Source organism: Desulforhopalus glucosivorans, from assembly GCF_054397165.1.
This window is the reverse complement of the sequence record NZ_AP044854.1, coordinates 3,753,886-3,771,770: the sequence shown is the minus strand read 5'-3', so window position 1 is coordinate 3,771,770 and position 17,885 is coordinate 3,753,886. Positions and strand designations below refer to the sequence as shown.

Annotated in this window: 13 protein-coding genes; 3 read left to right on the top strand and 10 right to left on the bottom strand. The window is 44.4% G+C overall.

The window, feature by feature from the left end; all coding sequences use genetic code 11:
- Positions 1-97: 97 nt before the first annotated feature.
- From ACX6CI_RS16265 to ACX6CI_RS16250, 4 genes are all read right to left on the bottom strand, one after another.
- A complete protein-coding gene (locus ACX6CI_RS16265; RefSeq protein WP_458774703.1) occupies positions 98-1,684 on the bottom strand; it encodes a multiheme c-type cytochrome in 1,587 nt (528 codons plus the stop codon).
- Between the two features lie 125 nt (positions 1,685-1,809).
- The gene (nrfD, locus tag ACX6CI_RS16260; RefSeq protein WP_458774702.1) at positions 1,810-3,006 is read right to left on the bottom strand and encodes an NrfD/PsrC family molybdoenzyme membrane anchor subunit; all 1,197 of its coding nucleotides are present in this window, start codon (positions 3,004-3,006) and stop codon (positions 1,810-1,812) included.
- Positions 3,006-3,806, bottom strand: a complete 801-nt coding sequence (locus ACX6CI_RS16255) for a 4Fe-4S dicluster domain-containing protein (protein WP_458774701.1) — start codon at positions 3,804-3,806, stop codon at positions 3,006-3,008. The genes nrfD and ACX6CI_RS16255 overlap by 1 nt, the downstream gene beginning before the upstream one ends.
- Positions 3,807-3,808: 2 nt before the next feature.
- Positions 3,809-4,354 carry a hypothetical protein gene (locus ACX6CI_RS16250; RefSeq protein WP_458774700.1) on the bottom strand — a complete coding sequence of 182 codons (546 nt, stop codon included), beginning with the start codon at positions 4,352-4,354 and terminating at the stop codon, positions 3,809-3,811.
- Between the two features lie 669 nt (positions 4,355-5,023).
- Between ACX6CI_RS16250 and ACX6CI_RS16245 the strand changes: the two genes are divergently transcribed.
- Positions 5,024-5,440: a hypothetical protein gene (locus ACX6CI_RS16245; RefSeq protein ID WP_458774699.1), complete on the top strand. Its 417-nt coding sequence runs from the start codon at positions 5,024-5,026 to the stop codon at positions 5,438-5,440.
- Positions 5,441-5,710: 270 nt separating this feature from the next.
- On the opposite strand, the gene ACX6CI_RS16240 is transcribed toward ACX6CI_RS16245, so the two are convergent.
- From ACX6CI_RS16240 to ACX6CI_RS16215, 6 genes are all read right to left on the bottom strand, one after another.
- Positions 5,711-8,512: a response regulator gene (locus ACX6CI_RS16240; RefSeq protein WP_458774698.1), complete on the bottom strand. Its 2,802-nt coding sequence runs from the start codon at positions 8,510-8,512 to the stop codon at positions 5,711-5,713.
- Complete coding sequence (locus tag ACX6CI_RS16235; RefSeq protein ID WP_458774697.1) at positions 8,509-9,654, bottom strand: ABC transporter substrate-binding protein; 1,146 nt, start codon at positions 9,652-9,654, stop codon at positions 8,509-8,511. The genes ACX6CI_RS16240 and ACX6CI_RS16235 overlap by 4 nt, the downstream gene beginning before the upstream one ends.
- Complete coding sequence (locus ACX6CI_RS16230) at positions 9,651-10,814, bottom strand: ABC transporter substrate-binding protein (protein ID WP_458774696.1); 1,164 nt, start codon at positions 10,812-10,814, stop codon at positions 9,651-9,653. The genes ACX6CI_RS16235 and ACX6CI_RS16230 overlap by 4 nt, the downstream gene beginning before the upstream one ends.
- Positions 10,815-11,226: 412 nt before the next feature.
- Positions 11,227-11,523, bottom strand: coding sequence for a chaperone NapD (locus ACX6CI_RS16225; protein WP_458774695.1), 297 nt, complete (start codon positions 11,521-11,523; stop codon positions 11,227-11,229).
- A gap of 128 nt (positions 11,524-11,651) precedes the next feature.
- Positions 11,652-14,039, bottom strand: coding sequence for a molybdopterin oxidoreductase family protein (locus tag ACX6CI_RS16220; protein WP_458774694.1), 2,388 nt, complete (start codon positions 14,037-14,039; stop codon positions 11,652-11,654).
- Between the two features lie 31 nt (positions 14,040-14,070).
- Positions 14,071-14,451: a cytochrome c3 family protein gene (locus ACX6CI_RS16215; protein ID WP_458774693.1), complete on the bottom strand. Its 381-nt coding sequence runs from the start codon at positions 14,449-14,451 to the stop codon at positions 14,071-14,073.
- 431 nt (positions 14,452-14,882) lie between these two features.
- Between ACX6CI_RS16215 and ACX6CI_RS16210 the strand changes: the two genes are divergently transcribed.
- Positions 14,883-16,454: an ATP-binding protein gene (locus tag ACX6CI_RS16210; protein WP_458774692.1), complete on the top strand. Its 1,572-nt coding sequence runs from the start codon at positions 14,883-14,885 to the stop codon at positions 16,452-16,454.
- A 33-nt stretch (positions 16,455-16,487) separates the two neighbouring features.
- Positions 16,488-17,825, top strand: coding sequence for a sigma-54-dependent transcriptional regulator (locus ACX6CI_RS16205; RefSeq protein WP_458774691.1), 1,338 nt, complete (start codon positions 16,488-16,490; stop codon positions 17,823-17,825).
- Positions 17,826-17,885: the final 60 nt, after the last annotated feature.

Below are 17,885 nucleotides of genomic sequence, written 5' to 3'. Positions count from 1 at the left end.
TTAACCTTATCTAGAAGAGAACCACCCCGACATGCGAAATGCCGGGGTGGTTGTTTAGGCAAAAGATCATGCAATAAAGTGAACTAACTGTAGTAGTTTATTGCTTGTAGCGATCTTTTTGTTCGGCTTTGATTTCCTGCATTAAGTCAGCATCAAAACCTTCTTTGTACCAGGCATGCTCTGGTCGGGCCAAAATTGCACCAACTTCTTTTTCATACTTCTCAGTCATACCTTTCTTTTCTGCAAGATGCATAAGTTCAGGGATGAATTTGAAATAGAAGTTATGGGCAACATCATACATTCCATGCCAATGGGTATAATCCGGTCCACTCATTGCAGCACCGTGACGAGCACGACGTCCTTCATGATGCCAGAGTTCCCACCAATGCCAGCCGAGTTCGGTATGGAAGGTAGATCCGTGAATTAAACCATCTTTCATTGCCATGCCGTAAAGCTTCTTGGTTGGCTTTGCAAACTTCTCGTTATACGTTACAACGAGGGAGTCAAACTGCTTGTAAAAATTGCTTACTTTTTGTTCGCCATGACACTGCTTACAAACACCTTTCATGTTGTTACGGCGGTCTTCCCAGCTTACAACCTCAACAGCTTCTTTTTCAACAGCTACCTTCTTCCAGGCACCGTCAACAAACTTGAACTCTTTGTACTTAATCTCAGAGCCAGCCTGTGGCGGAATATCACCGGGAATATCTTTCTCAGTACCATCAGCAAAGACAACCCTGTTCAGCTTGGCAGAGACCTTTGGTCGTAGAGTCCAGGAAATTCTATCACCAACATTATGGGTGTTTTGAACAACAGAACCGTCAGACTTCTGGTAGGAACCGATGTGACAGGTAGAGCAGGTAGGGGCAGTGTAGTAATCCTTGCCAAGTACCCATTTGCCAGCCTTCATGATGTTCATACCATTCATGCCATGGGCGCGGGATGCTGAGTTGTACGCAATACCGTGCTTAGACTCAGTGTAGATCTCAATTTGTGGATGATCAGGACCAAGGTGACATTTACCACAGTTCTCAGGTTGGCGGGCTGTAGATGCTCTAAAACTATGCTTTCCATGACATGCGTTACAAGCGCCTTTGGTGCCGTCAGGATTCAGGCGGCCAACACCAGAGTTTGGATATGTCATTGGGTCGAGCATAACTGCGCCATGCTCGTTCTTCAGAGTTTTTCCATCGTCTCCGATCTGAGCTTTAAGCTGAGAACCGTGACATTGCCAGCAACCGTTAACAGCATCGGCCTTGTCTTCCATGGAACAGATCACTTCACCCACTACATTATCAAGCGATGCCATGATCTGACCGGCTGCAGCGTGATGGGAGTTTTGTTGTTCTTTGACTTCTCTTTCGTGACAGTATCCACAGTCTTTTGGAGTCTGGATAGATTTAATAAAGGCCCCCTCATGGGTGTAACCCAATTGGTCGTCTTTATCTGCAGCATGACATGTGTAACAGGCGACAGAACCGTCCTGTGCTGCTGCATGGGGAGAGTTTTTCCACTGTTGAACCAGTGAGTTATTCTCCTTTAAATGGCAATTAATGCATTTTACATTAATTTCCTTGTTTTTCTCATTAGTGACATCCATGGATAATTTTGTTGTGGCAAAAGCTGACCCAGCAACAAAACACCCGAGGAATGCTAACGATAGAACCTTACGCCAATGTTGCATTTTTTTCCTCCAGTTTGATAAAAATTAAAAACCGCTTTGTCGGGGAGTCCGACCCTTCGTTTCGTTCCATATCCCTCCTTCATAGGCAGTGATAAAAAACTGTTTACATCAAAATATGTATTGCCCTATGAGGCGTCTTCCGCCTCTTCTCCCATCCAGAACGGGAATATTTTCCCAAGAACAAAGAGAATAACGAGGGGAGCCACCATAACAATTATTGCAGCGATAATTCCCTCCCTGCCTTCCCATGTAGGGAAAAAGGATACCTGGCCCCTCGTGGAGTTGGACATTAACTGTCCACCGATGACAACGTTCCAGCGCATGAGTAAAACTTGAAGAAGAATCATCAGAGAGACAATGGGTGCAAAAAAGAGGATGAGTTTGTCTTTGAAATTAATAAGACAAAGAAATCCTAGCAAAACGAGAGGAATAATAGAGAACACTTTTACCTGCAGGAGCCAGTAAGTGGTGTTGAGTGGTCCCCAGAGAAGATTTTCCAGCACATGCCAGTGGTGGGTGGACATATAAAAATGGCTGAAAACCTCGAGCATCTCAAAGACAAAGTCGAGGATGAAAAAACCCCATAAAAATTTGAGGGCAGTACGGATACAGGTGACATCAATAGGTTGTCCAGTGAATTTTTTAATAAGGATATAGCTGAAAATGATCCCAGCAATTCCAGAAACACAGGCCGATAGGAGAAAAATAACCGGCATGAGCGGGGTTGCCCACAGTGGATTTGCCTTGATGCCGCCAAATATAAATCCCACGTAACCGTGGAGGGTACACGCCATGGGAATCCCAATACCAGCGAGAAAGCTGATAATTTTATGATCTAGTGCAAGGGATTCTTTAGACAGGTTGTCGTTATAAAAAGAGAGAAAGGCGTACAGATTTCTCATTAACCCTGACGACTTCTTCCACTGCGCCACCATGGTGGGGCGGTAGATAAAAAGGATTTCGTGGAGAAGGAGGATGAAGTACGCCGAATAGATGTATCCAAAACCTGCCATTGCTGAAGTGGGGTTAGGCGTGAAGAACATGTTAAACGATCGTTCTGGATGACCAAGGTGCAGGAGCAGCGGCCAGGTAGCACAGCATAAAAAGGCAAGTGCAAAGACCAGCGAGTATCTTGATATCGGCTTCAGTGCTGTGATCCCAAAAACATGGTAGAGGGATGAGACTATGAATGCTCCAGCCACGATTCCGGTAATATAGGGATAGAGTACAATCATGAGCCCCCAGTGAACGTGCAGGTCGTTGGGGAACACATAGTTGGTTAGTGCAGAAATGGCATCACCATGTTGCATAACAGCGCTCATTAGACCACCTCCCTTCTGAGGCCTACATAGTGCAGAGCCGGTTGGTTCCCCATATCGGGCTTGAGAACCGAAATTACATGGGGTTCATGCAAAATTTTCCAGACCTCTGATTTTTTATCGTTGAGGTCTCCGAACTTACGGGCGTGGACGGGACACACACTCACACATGCCGGTAGCAACCCTTTTCGGACACGGTGGTAACACCATGTGCATTTCTCAGCTGTGTGGGTTTTAGGGTTAATAAAACGAACGGAGTACGGACAGGCCTGGACGCAGTAGGAACAGCCTACACACCGGTCTTTGTCCACCAGGATAAAGCCGTCTTCTGTTTTGTATGTTGCGCCAACAGGGCAAACCTGGGTACAGGACGGCTTTTCACACATGTTACAGAGTTTAGGCACAAAAAAAGTGTCACGGGTAGGGTTGGGAAGACCTGATCGTGGAGTGGTATATCCACCAAGGCCGCCGTCAGGTGAATCAACATACACGTTGTCGTGATCGTCGATAACATACCGCTCAACCCAGGTCCTGTAATGCCCGTCCGGTACGTCGTATTCAGCCTTGTCGGCAATACAACATGAGCCGCAGCCAATACAGGCTGTGACATCTACCACAAAGGCAAATCGTTTTTGGGTAAAAACCGAGTCCTCTGCCCTCATGCCGGGGATCTGCTCTGCTATTTCTCTGGCTGATGCGGGGAGTACTAAAAGAAGAGAGCCGGCAATGGTGCCGCCCAATACCTTTTTTATAAAACCTCGCCTATCTTGACTGATTTCTTTTTGTATTTCGTCTCGTGTCATTGTTACTTCGCCTCCGCTATACCCATCATTTCTTTTGCCTGCTTAACCCAGAGAAGTGGGTCGTGAACCATATGACACTGATTGCAGTTGTGGGTAATTCGAACCTTTTTCTGCTCTAGATGTTCTGGCATACCAATGACCTTTATTGACTCACGGGGTCTTGCCTGAATGATTTTATTGTGACATCTCAAACAGAGTGTTGTGATTTCTGCATCACGTTTCACAGGGAGCGTCCCTATCTTTTTGCCATCCTTAATGTGGTTGCCGTATGGACCGTGGCAGATTTCACAGGATACAGTTTGATGGACACCCTTCTTGTGAATCTTGCGAATAGGTTTGTGGCAGTCGAAGCAGGCTTCGTTGGATTGCAGCTTAACAGGGACATTTCTTTGGTCTTCAATATCAGTACCTCGATAATGACCGTATTGTCCCATGCTCTCTGGGATAAAAAACTGTCGACCGAAAAATGCAGCTACTCCAAAGATCACAAACGCGATAATCAGTTTGATGAGGTGGGAGTTGTATTTGGATTTCGACTCCTTGTGCACGTAATCCTCCTTAAAATTTTTCTTTTGGCTGTGTTGTCATCGTAATAAAAGGGAGACCGGGCAGCCTTCCAAGCGACACAACCAGACTGCAGCGTTATTCCGTTCATCAGGGTTAGATACTATCTGATCGAAATAGCAAGTTTGGTTCCAGTTTAGCCTCTGTTGTGATGTCAGTAACTTACACTGCTGGGATTGTGTGGTTGTTACCTTGGGGTAACGGAGTGAGAGGAGGCGTGTTACCTGCAGGTAACAAGAATTGTTTTAAGGTTCTTTTGGGTAGAGCTTCTATGCTGCCATTCCATTTCTATACAATTCGTAAGAAATAGGTGTGTCTACCTTTACAGGAAACATCATACCTCTGTCATGCAATAGACAGTTTACTTCATACAGTGCAAAGCTGAAATTCGGTAACATATTGATAATAAATTGTTATCTTGTGTCTAGCCTAACGAGATACTCTTCTGTGTAAATACACGATGTAAACGTGATATCCTGTTAACTTGGTAGTAAGATTGTCGTGTTGTAGCATATAAAAAAGGAAAACAGAGAATAATTCGTTTCTAAACTAGAAACGAAGTTGGTCTTTACAAAATGTTCCACCGAAATTTATCACATTTAGCAGTTCTACAGAAGGCAAGTAAAAAACCAAACTAAGAAAAGGAACAGAAAATGTCTTGGAAAGTATTATTAGCACTTTGTACTAGTTGTATTTTTAGTTTTTCTGCCTGTACTCAAACCAGTATGAATGGTACTTCAGCTCATATAAAACCTGATGCAGCAGTCCTCGCTATGACCAATGAGTTATCTGAACTGTACACAGGTACTCTTCAGGGGAAAAATTTGATGAATGGATATGGTGTTAAATTTACATATACTTTAGATCAAACTTTTAAAGTACGGGTTGACCTTCCCCAAAAAACAAAGAATGTTGCAGGGGAATGGAAAATTGAAAACAATCAGCTTTGTAGAAAACCTGAAAATTACGGTTGGCAGTGCTACGATGTCGCCAAACAGGGTGATTATATCTTAGAAACTATGGAGGGTAAGACCACTCCAAAGTACAAGCTTAAGAAAAAATACAATTAGCACTTTCAAGAATGGAAAAGGCTCTTTAACAAAGAGTCTTATTGTCAAAGTATAATATAAATATTTGGTTAACAAACGGGTCAACTCGGTCTCACTAAGGCTCGCCGGTTACCCTGCACGTTACTATAGCCACTTCGAAGCTCTCTTGTTCCTGTGTCTAAAAGCCTGGGGTTAAATCATGTTTTGCCTTATATTCGTCTGTTCTGATGGGAAACTATATCATAGAAAACGTTACTTTGGGCTTTATGCCCGCTCATGAGCAATTTGATCTCAGGCAAGATATGAGCGTATCTGTTCTATAAGAAGGTTTTGTTGTTTTTGAGCTTTTACCATTAGCTCCTGTAATCTGGGCTTGTTTTCATTTTGAGCTGCCAGTTCCATTTCGCTGCAGAGTAGATGGAGTTGTTGCGCACAGATATTAGCGCTGGTGCCTTTGAGTCTATGGGCTGATTTTCGACTTGTTTCGAAGTCCTCACTTGTTATTGAGTTTTCCAGATCCTGCAACTGCTCTTGCATATCTGTTATAAAGGTATTGAGTATATTATGAGCAAAATCGATATCTCCCTGCAGTTTTTCAATAAAGTAGTCGTAATCCAGGATCTCTACTTCAGAAATATTTTGTCTTGGTGAATTGTGGTCTGGAGGTTCTGCTGTTTCGTTTTTAACAGATACTTCTGGTTCTATTTGCTCTTCTCTTTTATCAAGTACCCTTCTCACTTCTCTATCCAGAACGGCAGGGTCAATGGGTTTACCCACATAGCCATTCATGCCGCAGGAGATGAATTTTTCCTTTTCCTCCTTCATCACATGGGCTGTTATTGCAATTATTCCAACAGATTTATTCAGGATATTTGCCTCTTGTGATCGGATTTTCATGGTTGCCTTAACACCGTCAAGGCGAGGCATCTGGATATCCATAAGGACAAGATCATACCACTCCTGCTCCAGTGCTCTGATTGCTTCTATTCCGTCGTTCACCAGACTCAGTTGAGTATAGCCGAGGTTATTCATGATTCCTGCAAGAACCTGCTGGTTGATAGGGTTATCCTCGGCAATTAATATTTTTAACTTTTCACCAGGAGTAGGTGCTGATTGGGAGGAGTTGTTGTCAGCATGGTCTAGCTTTTTCTCAGAATTCCTGTCATAGCGTGATCTGATTATATCGGTTAATCCTCTGAATTTTATTGGTTTTTGGAGAGTAACTAGAGAATGTTTTTCAATAATGGTTTTTATCGATGAAAGTTGTTTAAATGTTGACATGGCTACTATCTGCGTGCCAGTATCGGCAGACTCTTTCCTGAGAGTCGTGAGAAGAGAATCAAGATCTTCTCCTGCTGCCTCAATATCCATAAAGATCAGATCAATTGGGGATGATGTCTCCTTCTGGGGGCGGAGGATATCCAGGATAGCAGTATAATCATCGGAAAGTCGAACAGTAGCACCCCAGCTATGTAATCTCTCTGATATGAGCGTCTGTAGACTCCTGTTCGGCTCGAAAATTACGATCTGGTGACCTTGCGGAATTCTTATTTGCTTAGCGGCCCTATGGGGTGCAGGAGCCCTCAAAAAGGAACAGGTAAACCAGAAAAGTGAGCCGGCACCCGCGATACTTTCTACCCCAATCTTGCCGCCGTGAAGTTCAACCAGTCCTTTAGAAATAGCAAGCCCCAGTCCTGTTCCCCCATATTTTCTTGTCGTAGAGTTATCAGCTTGAGAAAAGCTCTCAAAGAGCTGGAGTTGCTTTTCAGCAGGAATCCCTATCCCTGTATCTTTCACGCGGAATTTCAGCAGCATTTCGTTTTCCGATTGAGATTGGAGCTCAGCGGATATGTATATCTCTCCCTTCTTGGTAAATTTGATTGCATTGCCAACGAGGTTAAGCAATATCTGCCGCAACCGGCCAGGATCACCCATGAGTTGAGTTGGTATATCAGGAGGTACGGAGCAGATCAATTCAAGATCGTGGTCATCTACACTAAGACTCACCAGACCAAGCAAACTATCGAGTAACTCAAGGAGGTTGAAACTGACTCGTTCTAACTCCATCTTGCCGACTTCAATCTTGGAAAAATCTAGAATATCTTCAATCACTGTACGAAGGGAACTACTGCTCGCCTCAAGATTTTCAATGTAGTGTGCCTGCACCTGACTGAGTTTGGTATCCCTGAGCAGGGAAGAGATGCCAATGACCCCGTTGAGTGGTGTTCTGATTTCATGGCTCATGTTGGCAAGGAATTCACTTTTTGCGCTGCTTGCTTTTTCTGCCTGTTCTTTTGCTATTTCAAGTTCCGTAGTTCTCTCTTTAATGAGTTCCTCAAGCTGTTCCTGGTCTCGATCAAGCTCCTCTCTGTTTCGCTGCAGTTTCTCTGACATATCGTTAAAGGCCCGGGTAATTTCACCGATCTCGTCATCTGAATTAATTGAAACTGTTTCTCCAAGAGCTCCTTCTTCCAGTAAATGCATACCATTTCTAAGAGATTTCAGTGGACCAATTATCGATTTGGAAAGAAAAAAATTGAGGAGAACCAGGATGGTGACAGTGGCAATGAGGATAATGAAGCCGGAGATGAGAAAGATATTTCTGTTCTCACGAATAATATGCTGCAGGTCATAGTATATGACGATGTGGCCAATTGTTTCTCCGATGACTTCTATCTTGTTGGAGTAAACGGCAATTGAATTTGCTTGTTCAGCAAGCAGACTAAACTGTGGCTCGGCCAGAATTTCAGGGCCAATGGTATCACTTAATCCACTGTCGCTGCCGGAACAATATTTGCCAGGGTTTTTCTCAATCAAGAGGCAGACAAGCTGGATGTCTTCAACAGTGTTTTTAATATCATCAAGGGAACTTTTCAGAGCCAGCTCATGGTTGGCAAAAAGCTCGTTAGCCAGATCATTCTGTTTCTGTTTAAACAGTGTGTCGAGTAGAAGTTCTGTAATAGAAAGCTGATTATTAAAGCGGTTTTTATTGATAAAGTGCTGTGCCGCAATACTTCCAATAGCAATACAGACAAATGCAATGATGGTAACAAGGTTGATTTTTGAGGAGAGGCTGTCTAATCGTAATTTCATGGGCTCCAGGCAGTTTCCGACAGCGAGGGTGACACACATTCTAAATGGGAGGATCTCCCATCCGTAATCTTATTTATGCAGGCACCTTTTAGGGCATCCCCAGTCTGATCAAAACGTATTACCCCTGTTAATCCTTCATAGTTTTGAATGTTGTGGATGGTATTCCTGATGTCTGATCTCGCGGTTGTCGGAGAGTTTTTGATAGCTTCTGCGGCCAGCATCACAGCATCAAAGGCCAGTGCAGTTGGCGCCATGATACGATTTTTCCCACTATAGCTTTTAATAAACCATTGCCACTTTTTGGGTGTTTTGCAGGGAGCCCAGTGATTGATATAATATCCCTCGCTAATTGTGTCGCCCCCTCCAGTGTAAAAACTTTCGGCCACCCAGCCATCAGTTCCAACTGGAATTGCGGCTATACCAGCTTCGCGCAACTGTTTGGCGATATGGCCACTTTCATCGTGGCCTGAGAGAAAAGCTATATCAGCTTTCAATGTTTGTGTCTGTTGCAATTTTGCTTGAAATTCCCCATCTACCGTTTTGTACTCCACGATATCAACTATTTCACCCCCAAGCTCAGTGTAGGTATGTTTAAAAGTTTTCGATAAATTAAGGCTGAAGTCACTGGCAATATCGGTGAAAATCAGTGCTGTTTTTGATGGAAGATTCAGGTAGGCAAATGTTGCAATGGCCTTCCCTTGAAAATCATCAGTATAGCAGATTCGAAAAATGTTATCTCCGATCCTGGTAAGAGAGGGAATGGTTGAGATGGGAGAAATCATTGGGATACCATTTTTTTCGGCTACTCGGGCAATGGAGAGAGAATGTGAACTCCAGCTGGCCCCTATGATAACAGAGACATTTTGCTCCACAGCCTTCATTGCTGCCAGATGAGAGCCAATGGGGGTACTCTCATTATCAAAAAAAATGATTTCAATGTCTCTTTTTGAGTTTTGCTCTTCCTCTATTTTGGCAATTTCTTTCATGGCCAGCTTAACTCCCCGAATCGCTGGATCATTGGACGCTCGTGCTTTACCTGATAACGCAAATATAGCTCCAATCTTTACAACTTCAGCTTGGGAGATAGTAGAACAAAAGAAGAAAAGGGTGATGGTGAAGGATGATATAAAAAAGTTTCTCATGGTGATACCACCTTTCCAAAGACTCTTTTACTGTTTTGAAATTCAATGATTATCGTCGCCTTATCAATCGGGTCGCCATTATGGTCAAATTGAATGTGGCCGGTTGCACCGAGGTGATCAGTTTCCGCAAGTGTCTCACGGATTTTTACAGGTTCAGCTGAACCAGCTTTTGTAATTGCCTGTGCGAGAATCATTACCGCATCATAGGCCAGAGGACTACTCATGTTCTGAATGGGTTTTCCAAACTTCTCCTGATAGAGCTGCTGCAGCTTTTTGCTTTCAGGAAAAGGTACCTCGGGGTGCCAGGGTGCTGATTGAAAATTGCCATTGATATGATCCTGGGCAACGTTTTCAATCTCATCCCAGGCATCGCCCCCAAGAAAAATAGTTTTCAGGTTCATTTTTCTGGACTGTTTGATGAAAAGACCACTATCTCTTGTATAGCCAGGTATATATATCACATCAGGTTTCATGGACTCAATTGACTCTATGGCCGATGAAAAGTCGGTGGCTGAACCGCGATAACTCATATTTTTCTGAATTCTACCTCCCATAGACATGAAGGAGGAGCTGAAATAGTTCGCCAGGGTGGTGCTGTAGTCTTCGTCTATATTTGTCACCACGACCGCTTTTCTGGCTTTGAGCTCGTCATAGGCAAATCTGGCCATAGCACGCCCCTGAAAGGAATCGATAAAGCATGCTCGGAAAACATAATTCCTTTCTTTTGTTACCTCAGGGTTAGTTGAACCCGGAGAAATCATCGGGATTTTTGCCTTTTGAAGGATAGATGCCATCGCAAGAGAGTGAGAACTCCAGTGAGCTCCAATCACTGCGCAGACGTTCTCTTTAACCAGCTGATTTGCAGCAATAGAAGAGCCGATAGGGCTGCTGTTGTTGTCGATAACCATCAGTTGAAGCGGTCTGCCGAGGAGGCCACCCTTGCTGTTAAGCTCCTCTATCGCCAGCTCCGTCATCTCCAGCATTGGCCGATTATGAGGGGCTGCAATACCAGTTGTTGAGAAAACCGCACCTATGCGAATTGGCTCAGAACCAATGAGCAAAGAAGGAAAGAGGCAGGTAGAAAAGAACAGTAGAACCCCAAATATTCCTCTAAACCTCAAATTTTTTGTCTTTGTAGTTTTGCAGATTGTTAAGTTCATGCAGAAAATCATCAAATAGTCTTGAGTGAAGAAACATTTATGACACTACATCTTTAGTGCAAAAAAATTGTTAGGAGCAACGGGGGGAAATTATTGGTATCAGGTACGTTGTGACAACCATAAATCATTGCCGTTCTTCCTATATAACTAATCGAATTAGGTTACATTCTCATTATACATTGTACAATCCCTCAGGGCAAATTTTCCGAGGATCGGCTGAGTCTTAAGAGAAACATCTCAAAATAGCAAAAAACACAACCTTTACTGAAAGCCTAACAATAATACTGTTTTTATTGAAAATCGGGGAGAGCTCTTGATCTACTACCGATCAATATATCAATAGAGGTTCTCTGATTGGTGGTGAATATGAATGGAAATGGGAGGGTGACTGTCTCTTTTAAGAGACAGTTTGTCAGCAGGCAGGTTTGCGAAATCCAAATGGTTTAGGCAGTTTTTCACCTTGAGCCATTTTATCCGCCTCATCTTCGGTGTTGAGGTAGGTCACGCCAACATTTAAAATCTTCTCGTCCTTATTGATACGGTCGATGATAGTTTCCATATCTTCAGAACTTTTGGTATCAAGCACAGCTACAATGTTTGCCTTTTCGTCAGCTCCGTGCACTTCAACTTCAGGAATCTGTTGTAAGCTTGCGAGAACTGCATCTATATTTTCGGGGGTGCTGGTAATGATGATTCCACTGATAGGCATGAATTGAACTCCGCAATACTACAATTAATAAAGAATAATGAAGCCGACAATGATCTGTCGGCTTCTGAGTGTACGAGGGTAAAAAACAACCCTGCGCCGGTGTTTAGATAAATACCGGCGCTAAAGGTCTATACAATATAAGGCCTCAGTGGCTGCGGACCAGATGCTCTTTTAACCTGCACTGCACAGATCTTAAATTCAGGCTCTTTTGAACCCGGATCGATGGCATCCTTGGTCACCTTATTGATCATACGATCTTTGTGCTGGTCATGCCAGTAGGCAAAGACCATTCCTTCAATAGGTCCTTCGTAGACCTTGGCGGGCAGGAGATTTACACCCCTTCGTGATTTAATCTCTACCATATCTCCAGGCTTAATCCCCAGGCGTTCCGCATCTTTGGGGTTAATCTCCACATAAGCGTATGGATTAGCTCGAAGAAGCTCCGGAATCCTACCGGTCATAGACATGGTGTGCCAATGGTCGACAATTCTACCTGTTGAAAGATAGAAAGGGTACTCCGCATCTGGAATCTCATCCGGGTCAGCCTGGTCTCTATGCCAAATCCACAGAGTGCGATCTGCATGGGCCGGACCGTAGAACTGGTAGGGAAGGTCATTTTTAGATTCGCTATCAGCCATGGGATCCCGACCTTTAACAAACTTCTTTACAGTACCACCGGTAAGAGCAAATTCAGTGGTTGGTGCTGGCCACTGAACACCATCGGCCATGGATTCTAAAACCTCATAGGTCGCCCCGCGAAGATCGTTATCCCGGTGGGCGGTGAGTTTTTGACTGTACTCATCCCAGATAGCCTTTGGCAGGTCGTATCCTTCCTCAAGACCTTCAAATGGCTTGATACATTGGGTAATGACAGGATCATTCAATTTTTCAGCAAGCTTTCTTGCCCATTCTCGAATAATCCACACTTCAGGCTTTGCCTCACCTGGGGAATCGATGGCCTTTTTGGTGATTTGCGAACGACGCTCTGTACAACCATAGACTCCGGTCTTTTCAAAGTGAAAGGAGGTGGGCAGAATAAGGTTCGCTTTCTGTGTTGTCAGGGTTTGAAAGATATCGGTGACCACCATGAAGACATCTTCTCTGTCCATTCCCTTGTTGTATAGGTTACAGTTTGGAAGACTCTGTACAGGGCTCGTGCAGTTAATCCAGATTGCTTTGACCTTTGCCTCGTTGACTGCAGAGAACATAGCCATGGTGTGAAGACCTGGTTTTGGCGGGATTCGACCGGCTGGAACACCCCAGGCAGCTTCTACCTGGTTGCGCAGTTTTTCTTTTACTACCAGGCGGTGGCCAGGCAGAATGTGACAGAGACCACCACCTTCACGGACACCACCGCAGGCGTTAGGTTGGCCGGTAAGAGAAAGGCTGTCTGCACCGTCTTTCATGAGTTGGCCTGTAAGAATATGGAGGTTATTCATCAGGTTATTAGCCCAAACCCCTTGCTTACGCTGGTTAAGGCCCATACACCAGAGACTGACAGTACCTTTAGAGGTTGCGAACCAGCGCGCGATAGTGCGAACATCTTCTGCAGTAAAGGAGCCACCACAGGTCTTTACTACGGACTCAGGTGTATATTTGGCGACATGGGCTTTAAAATCCTCAAAGGATGTAGCTTCTTTTTTACCCTTTCTAAAGGTCGCGTAATTTTTAAGGAACTCTTCATCGTAGAGCTTTTCTTCAATGATAACGTTGGCCATTGCATTGAGAAGGCCGAGGTCGGTTCCTGGTTTAAACTGCAGATGCTTGTCAGCAATTCTTGAAGTCTGGGAGATACGGGGATCAATATTGATAACTTTAACGGTATCAGGATTGTCGAGCTTACGACGCATGATTCGTCTAAAGAGAACCGGATGGGCTTCAGCAGTGTTTGAGCCAACAATGAAAAAGCAGTGTGCCTTTTCAAGATCAGAATATCCACCGATGGGCTCATCGGCACCAAAGGAGGTGAGGTACCCACCAACAGCTGAAGCCATGCAGAGACGGGGATTGCCTTCTACATTATTTGATTGCAGGCCGCCGCGCATGATTTTTTGGAAGAAATAGGTCTCTTCAGTCTGAGCCTGACCTGAACCATAATAGGCAACTGCCTCTCCGCCACCTTCCTTATGGGCTTTGGCAAATTCGGTTGCAGCAATATCAAGAGCCTTATCCCATGAAATTTCCTGGAATTTGTCGGTCTTCTTTTTACGATAGAGGGGTTTTGTCAATCGATCTGGATGACGCATACATTTCCAGAAATGCATACCCTTCATACATACATAACCATAATTTGTACGAGAATCTGCAACTCCTCTAATTCCCATTGGGGTACCATCTTTGACGCCTAGTTCTACTCTGCAGCCGACTCCGCAAAGCCTGCAACTGCCACGGTGCCATTCAATACCTTCGTTGGCGCGGGCTATGTTGAGTTTGTCGATGGGCAGACTCATGCCCACATAGGACGCAGCTGACAGAGCTGCTGCTTTTTTGATAAAGTCTCGTCTTGTTTGTGCCATTATATTCTCCTTTATATCTATAGTCGTGTGATTATTTTTCAGCTTTAAATACATGGGGCACATGACAATCCCAGCAAGCTTTATCTTCGGCTTTGGCACACTTCTCAAGCTGGTCTACATGACAGACAGCACAGTCAGATTTGGTTGGGGTGACTTTAAATGTTTCGAAGGTTCCATGACACTGGTAACACTTTACCATCGCTATTCCATGGGATGACTTGAACCACTGGCTTTCAACTTCCGGGGTTGCTTCTTTGTGACAGTCTGAACATGCAATGTACATTTCCTGCTCAGATAGTTCCGGATGCACCGCCTGTTCAGTATTCTCCGCTATTGCGGCGACAGACATTATGAGTAGTGCCATCATTGATAGTGTTGCGCTGATCCAACGAAGACCTTTTTGTTTTTTCACCCTCTACCTCCTTGTTGTGGTTTAAAATAAAACTATTTTTTCTAAAGATTGATTTGTGCGTAAGCTTAATTATGTAGACTGTAACTAAGCAAACTCTGTGCCATGGAAATTGTTACGTAATAATGAAGATATTTTGTCAGGAAGCCCTTTTGTGTTACCGTATGGTTACGTTTGACGGTGGCTGGTGTTACCGTACGGTTACTCTTTGCTGCTGAGGAGATACTATTGAAGGAAGTGAAACGGTGTACAAACAGATACTGGTTCTTGTTCTCGCAACAGCTTAGCGGCTTTGCCACTACGGTGTAATTCATTTATAGTTGCTGGTGTGGGGTGGTGTGAATATTGCGACCAATGTTTAATATGCCGCAAATGCTGTGCCCGCAAAGCCTGTGGAATCAGGTATGAAAACAGTTTAACCCTAGGATTTATTTATGGCTCGTTTCTTTACAACGTCTGTCTCGCTTAGAACGAAATTTATCATTTTTATCGGAGCGATCATATCTGCCTTCTATTTTTATATGCTCCACCGTACTGCTGTTTTTGATCAGGCCATGATTTTAAAACAGGCTGAGCAGCAGGCGCGGATGTTGTACCAGCAAATCCTTCTCACCAGGCAGTGGGCATCAGATCATAATGGTCTTTTTATCTTAAAGCGTAAAGGGGTCGAGGCAAACCCTTACCTCGACCTGCCCACAGTAACAGATGTTGAAGGACATACATATTATTTGCGCAATCCGGCAATGATTACCCGTGAGCTCTCAGCGTATGCGAAAAGAGACGGCTTAGGTTTTTTTCGGGTGACGAGTTTGCACCCCGTCAATCCAAATAATGTTCCCGATGAATTTGAAAAAAGAGCTCTTGAAGAATTCAATGCTGGAGCAAGCGAAGTTATGAGGACCACCATCACTGAAGAGGGGAGGGTTGTCCGTTTTATCTCGCCACTTAAGGTGACTTCGTCCTGTCTTACCTGTCATTCAAGACACGGATACAAGGAGGGGGATATCAGAGGGGGGCTGTCTATAACCATTCCAATCGACTGGGCCCATGAACTCATTGAGCGTAATATTCACTCTCTTATCTTTACAGGTATTGCCAGTATCCTTTTTGTGACTGGAGCCCTGTTTTTAATGTTTGAGTCGCTCATTGTTCACAGAATACATAGGCTTTCAGAAGCAATGGATGCATTTCCAGAGGATTTGCCGGATCAGAAAATGCTGCCCTCCGTTTTTAACGACGAGCTCGATGTAGTGGGCGAGAATTTTATTGTGTTTTGTGATCGTTTGAAAAGGTCCCAGGCTGATCTGTTGAAAACCAAGGCCCAGTCATTCCAAAACGAAAAAATGTCTTCTCTTGGAATCCTTACGGCGGGTATTGCCCATGAGGTGAATAACCCACTTGGGGGCATGCTGAACTGTGTAAAATCCATGCGGGAAAATCCAGAAGATGTTGAGCTGACCGAGCGGTACCTGCCGCTGCTGGATAAAGGCCTCAGACAGATCGAAACGGTGATGCGTCAGCTCCTCAATTTTGGAAGAACCGAGCCACTCAATAGCAGCAATGTTGACCTAAAGCAATTGTTTGAGGAGTGTATTGTTTTATTATCCTACAAGTTGGGCGGCATTAACCTTTCAACCGATATTGCCATGGAGAGAGACTATTTCCTTGATATAGAGGCGTGCAAGCAGATCATTATTAATATTGGTCTGAATGCCATTCAGGCCATGCCGGGAGGAGGTGATCTCTATATCAGCTGTTATGAACTCGGTGGGGAACTGGTGATGCAGTTTCAGGATACGGGCTCCGGTATTAAAAAAGAAAATCTACCCCATATTTTTGATCCTTTTTTTACCACAAAAGATGTGGGTGAGGGGACTGGTCTCGGCTTAGCAGTTACCTACTCCCTTGTACAGCGGATGAATGGCAAGATTATTGTGGATAGTGAGGTCGATCAGGGAACAACCTTTAAAATACAGATTCCTGTGAATAGGCCCGAGGGCACATAGACAGGTGTAGAGTAACCTTTATAAGAGACAACAATGTCGAGAATTCTTCTAGCTGAAGACGATGAGATCATGAGAATCTCAGTCAGTGACAGTCTGAAAAAACAGGGATGGGTGGTTGAGGAAGCTGAAGACGGACTTAAGGCGATGGAGCTTTTTGAGCGTCATCAGTACAACCTGATAATTTCTGATATCCGTATGCCCGGGATGGATGGCCTCACCCTGCTTAGAAGGGTGAGACAACAGAGCCCTGAGACCGCCATTGTAATAATGACTGCCTATGGTTCTGTTGATGCGGCCATTGACTGTCTGCGTCAGGGGGCCACAGATTATGTGCTGAAACCATTTGATATGGATGATCTCATCATTCGGATATCGAGGATTCTTGAGACTCAGGAGGTGAAGGCCAAGTGTGAGGTTCTGGAGGCCACCTGCGAGCGTGATATGGGATATACTTTGTATGGCTCAAGCCCTGCAATGCAACAGGTATATTCGTTGATTGATCAGGCGGCTCCCAGCAGCAGCACCATACTTATTACAGGAGAGTCTGGTACCGGGAAGGAGCTTGCTGCCAGATCAATCCATAAAGCCAGTGAAAGAAGAAACAAACCATTTATTTCAATTAACTGTGCAGCCATCCCCGATGGTTTGATGGAGTCCGAATTTTTTGGTCATGAACGTGGAGCCTTCACAGGAGCAGACCATTCCCGCAAAGGTAAGTTTGAACTTGCGGATCATGGAACTCTTCTGCTTGACGAACTTGGAGATCTTCCTGGCCCCTTGCAGGCAAAGCTGCTACGTGTCCTTCAAGAGAGTCAGCTGGAAAGAGTCGGCGGATCAAAAACAATTTCTGTTGATGTGAGAATTTTGGCCTGCACCTCAAAGGATCTACAGCGTGAGGTGGAGGAGGGGCGATTTCGCCAGGACTTATTATATCGCCTGCAGGTTATTCCACTTAAGATGCCACCTCTTCGAGAACATAAGGAGGATATTGATGAACTCTGCCAAGTGTTCCTGCGAGAGTTTAATCTTATCCATGGCAGACATGTTCAGATAGAGGCAGAGGCCGTAAATGCATTAGAGCAATATGACTTCCCGGGAAATGCCAGGGAGTTGAAGAATTTGGTTGAAAGGGCCTTTGTGCTCTGTCGTGGTGACGTGATTGGGCCGGGCGATTTCCCTTTGGATATAAACTGTCAAATGCAGGAAGAACCCACAACTTTTAACCTCGCAGATCAGTTGGCCATAACTGAAAAGAGGTGTTTAGAAAAGGCGTTGGCTCATTGTGAAGAGAATAGAACGGAAGCCGCAAAGGTTTTGGGGATTAGTCGTAAAAATCTCTGGGAAAAAATGAAGAACCATAAAATTATTTAAAGAAAATCGGTGGCTCGTGTTGTGCCACCGATTTTTTAGCTGATTTCTACTTCAGATTTC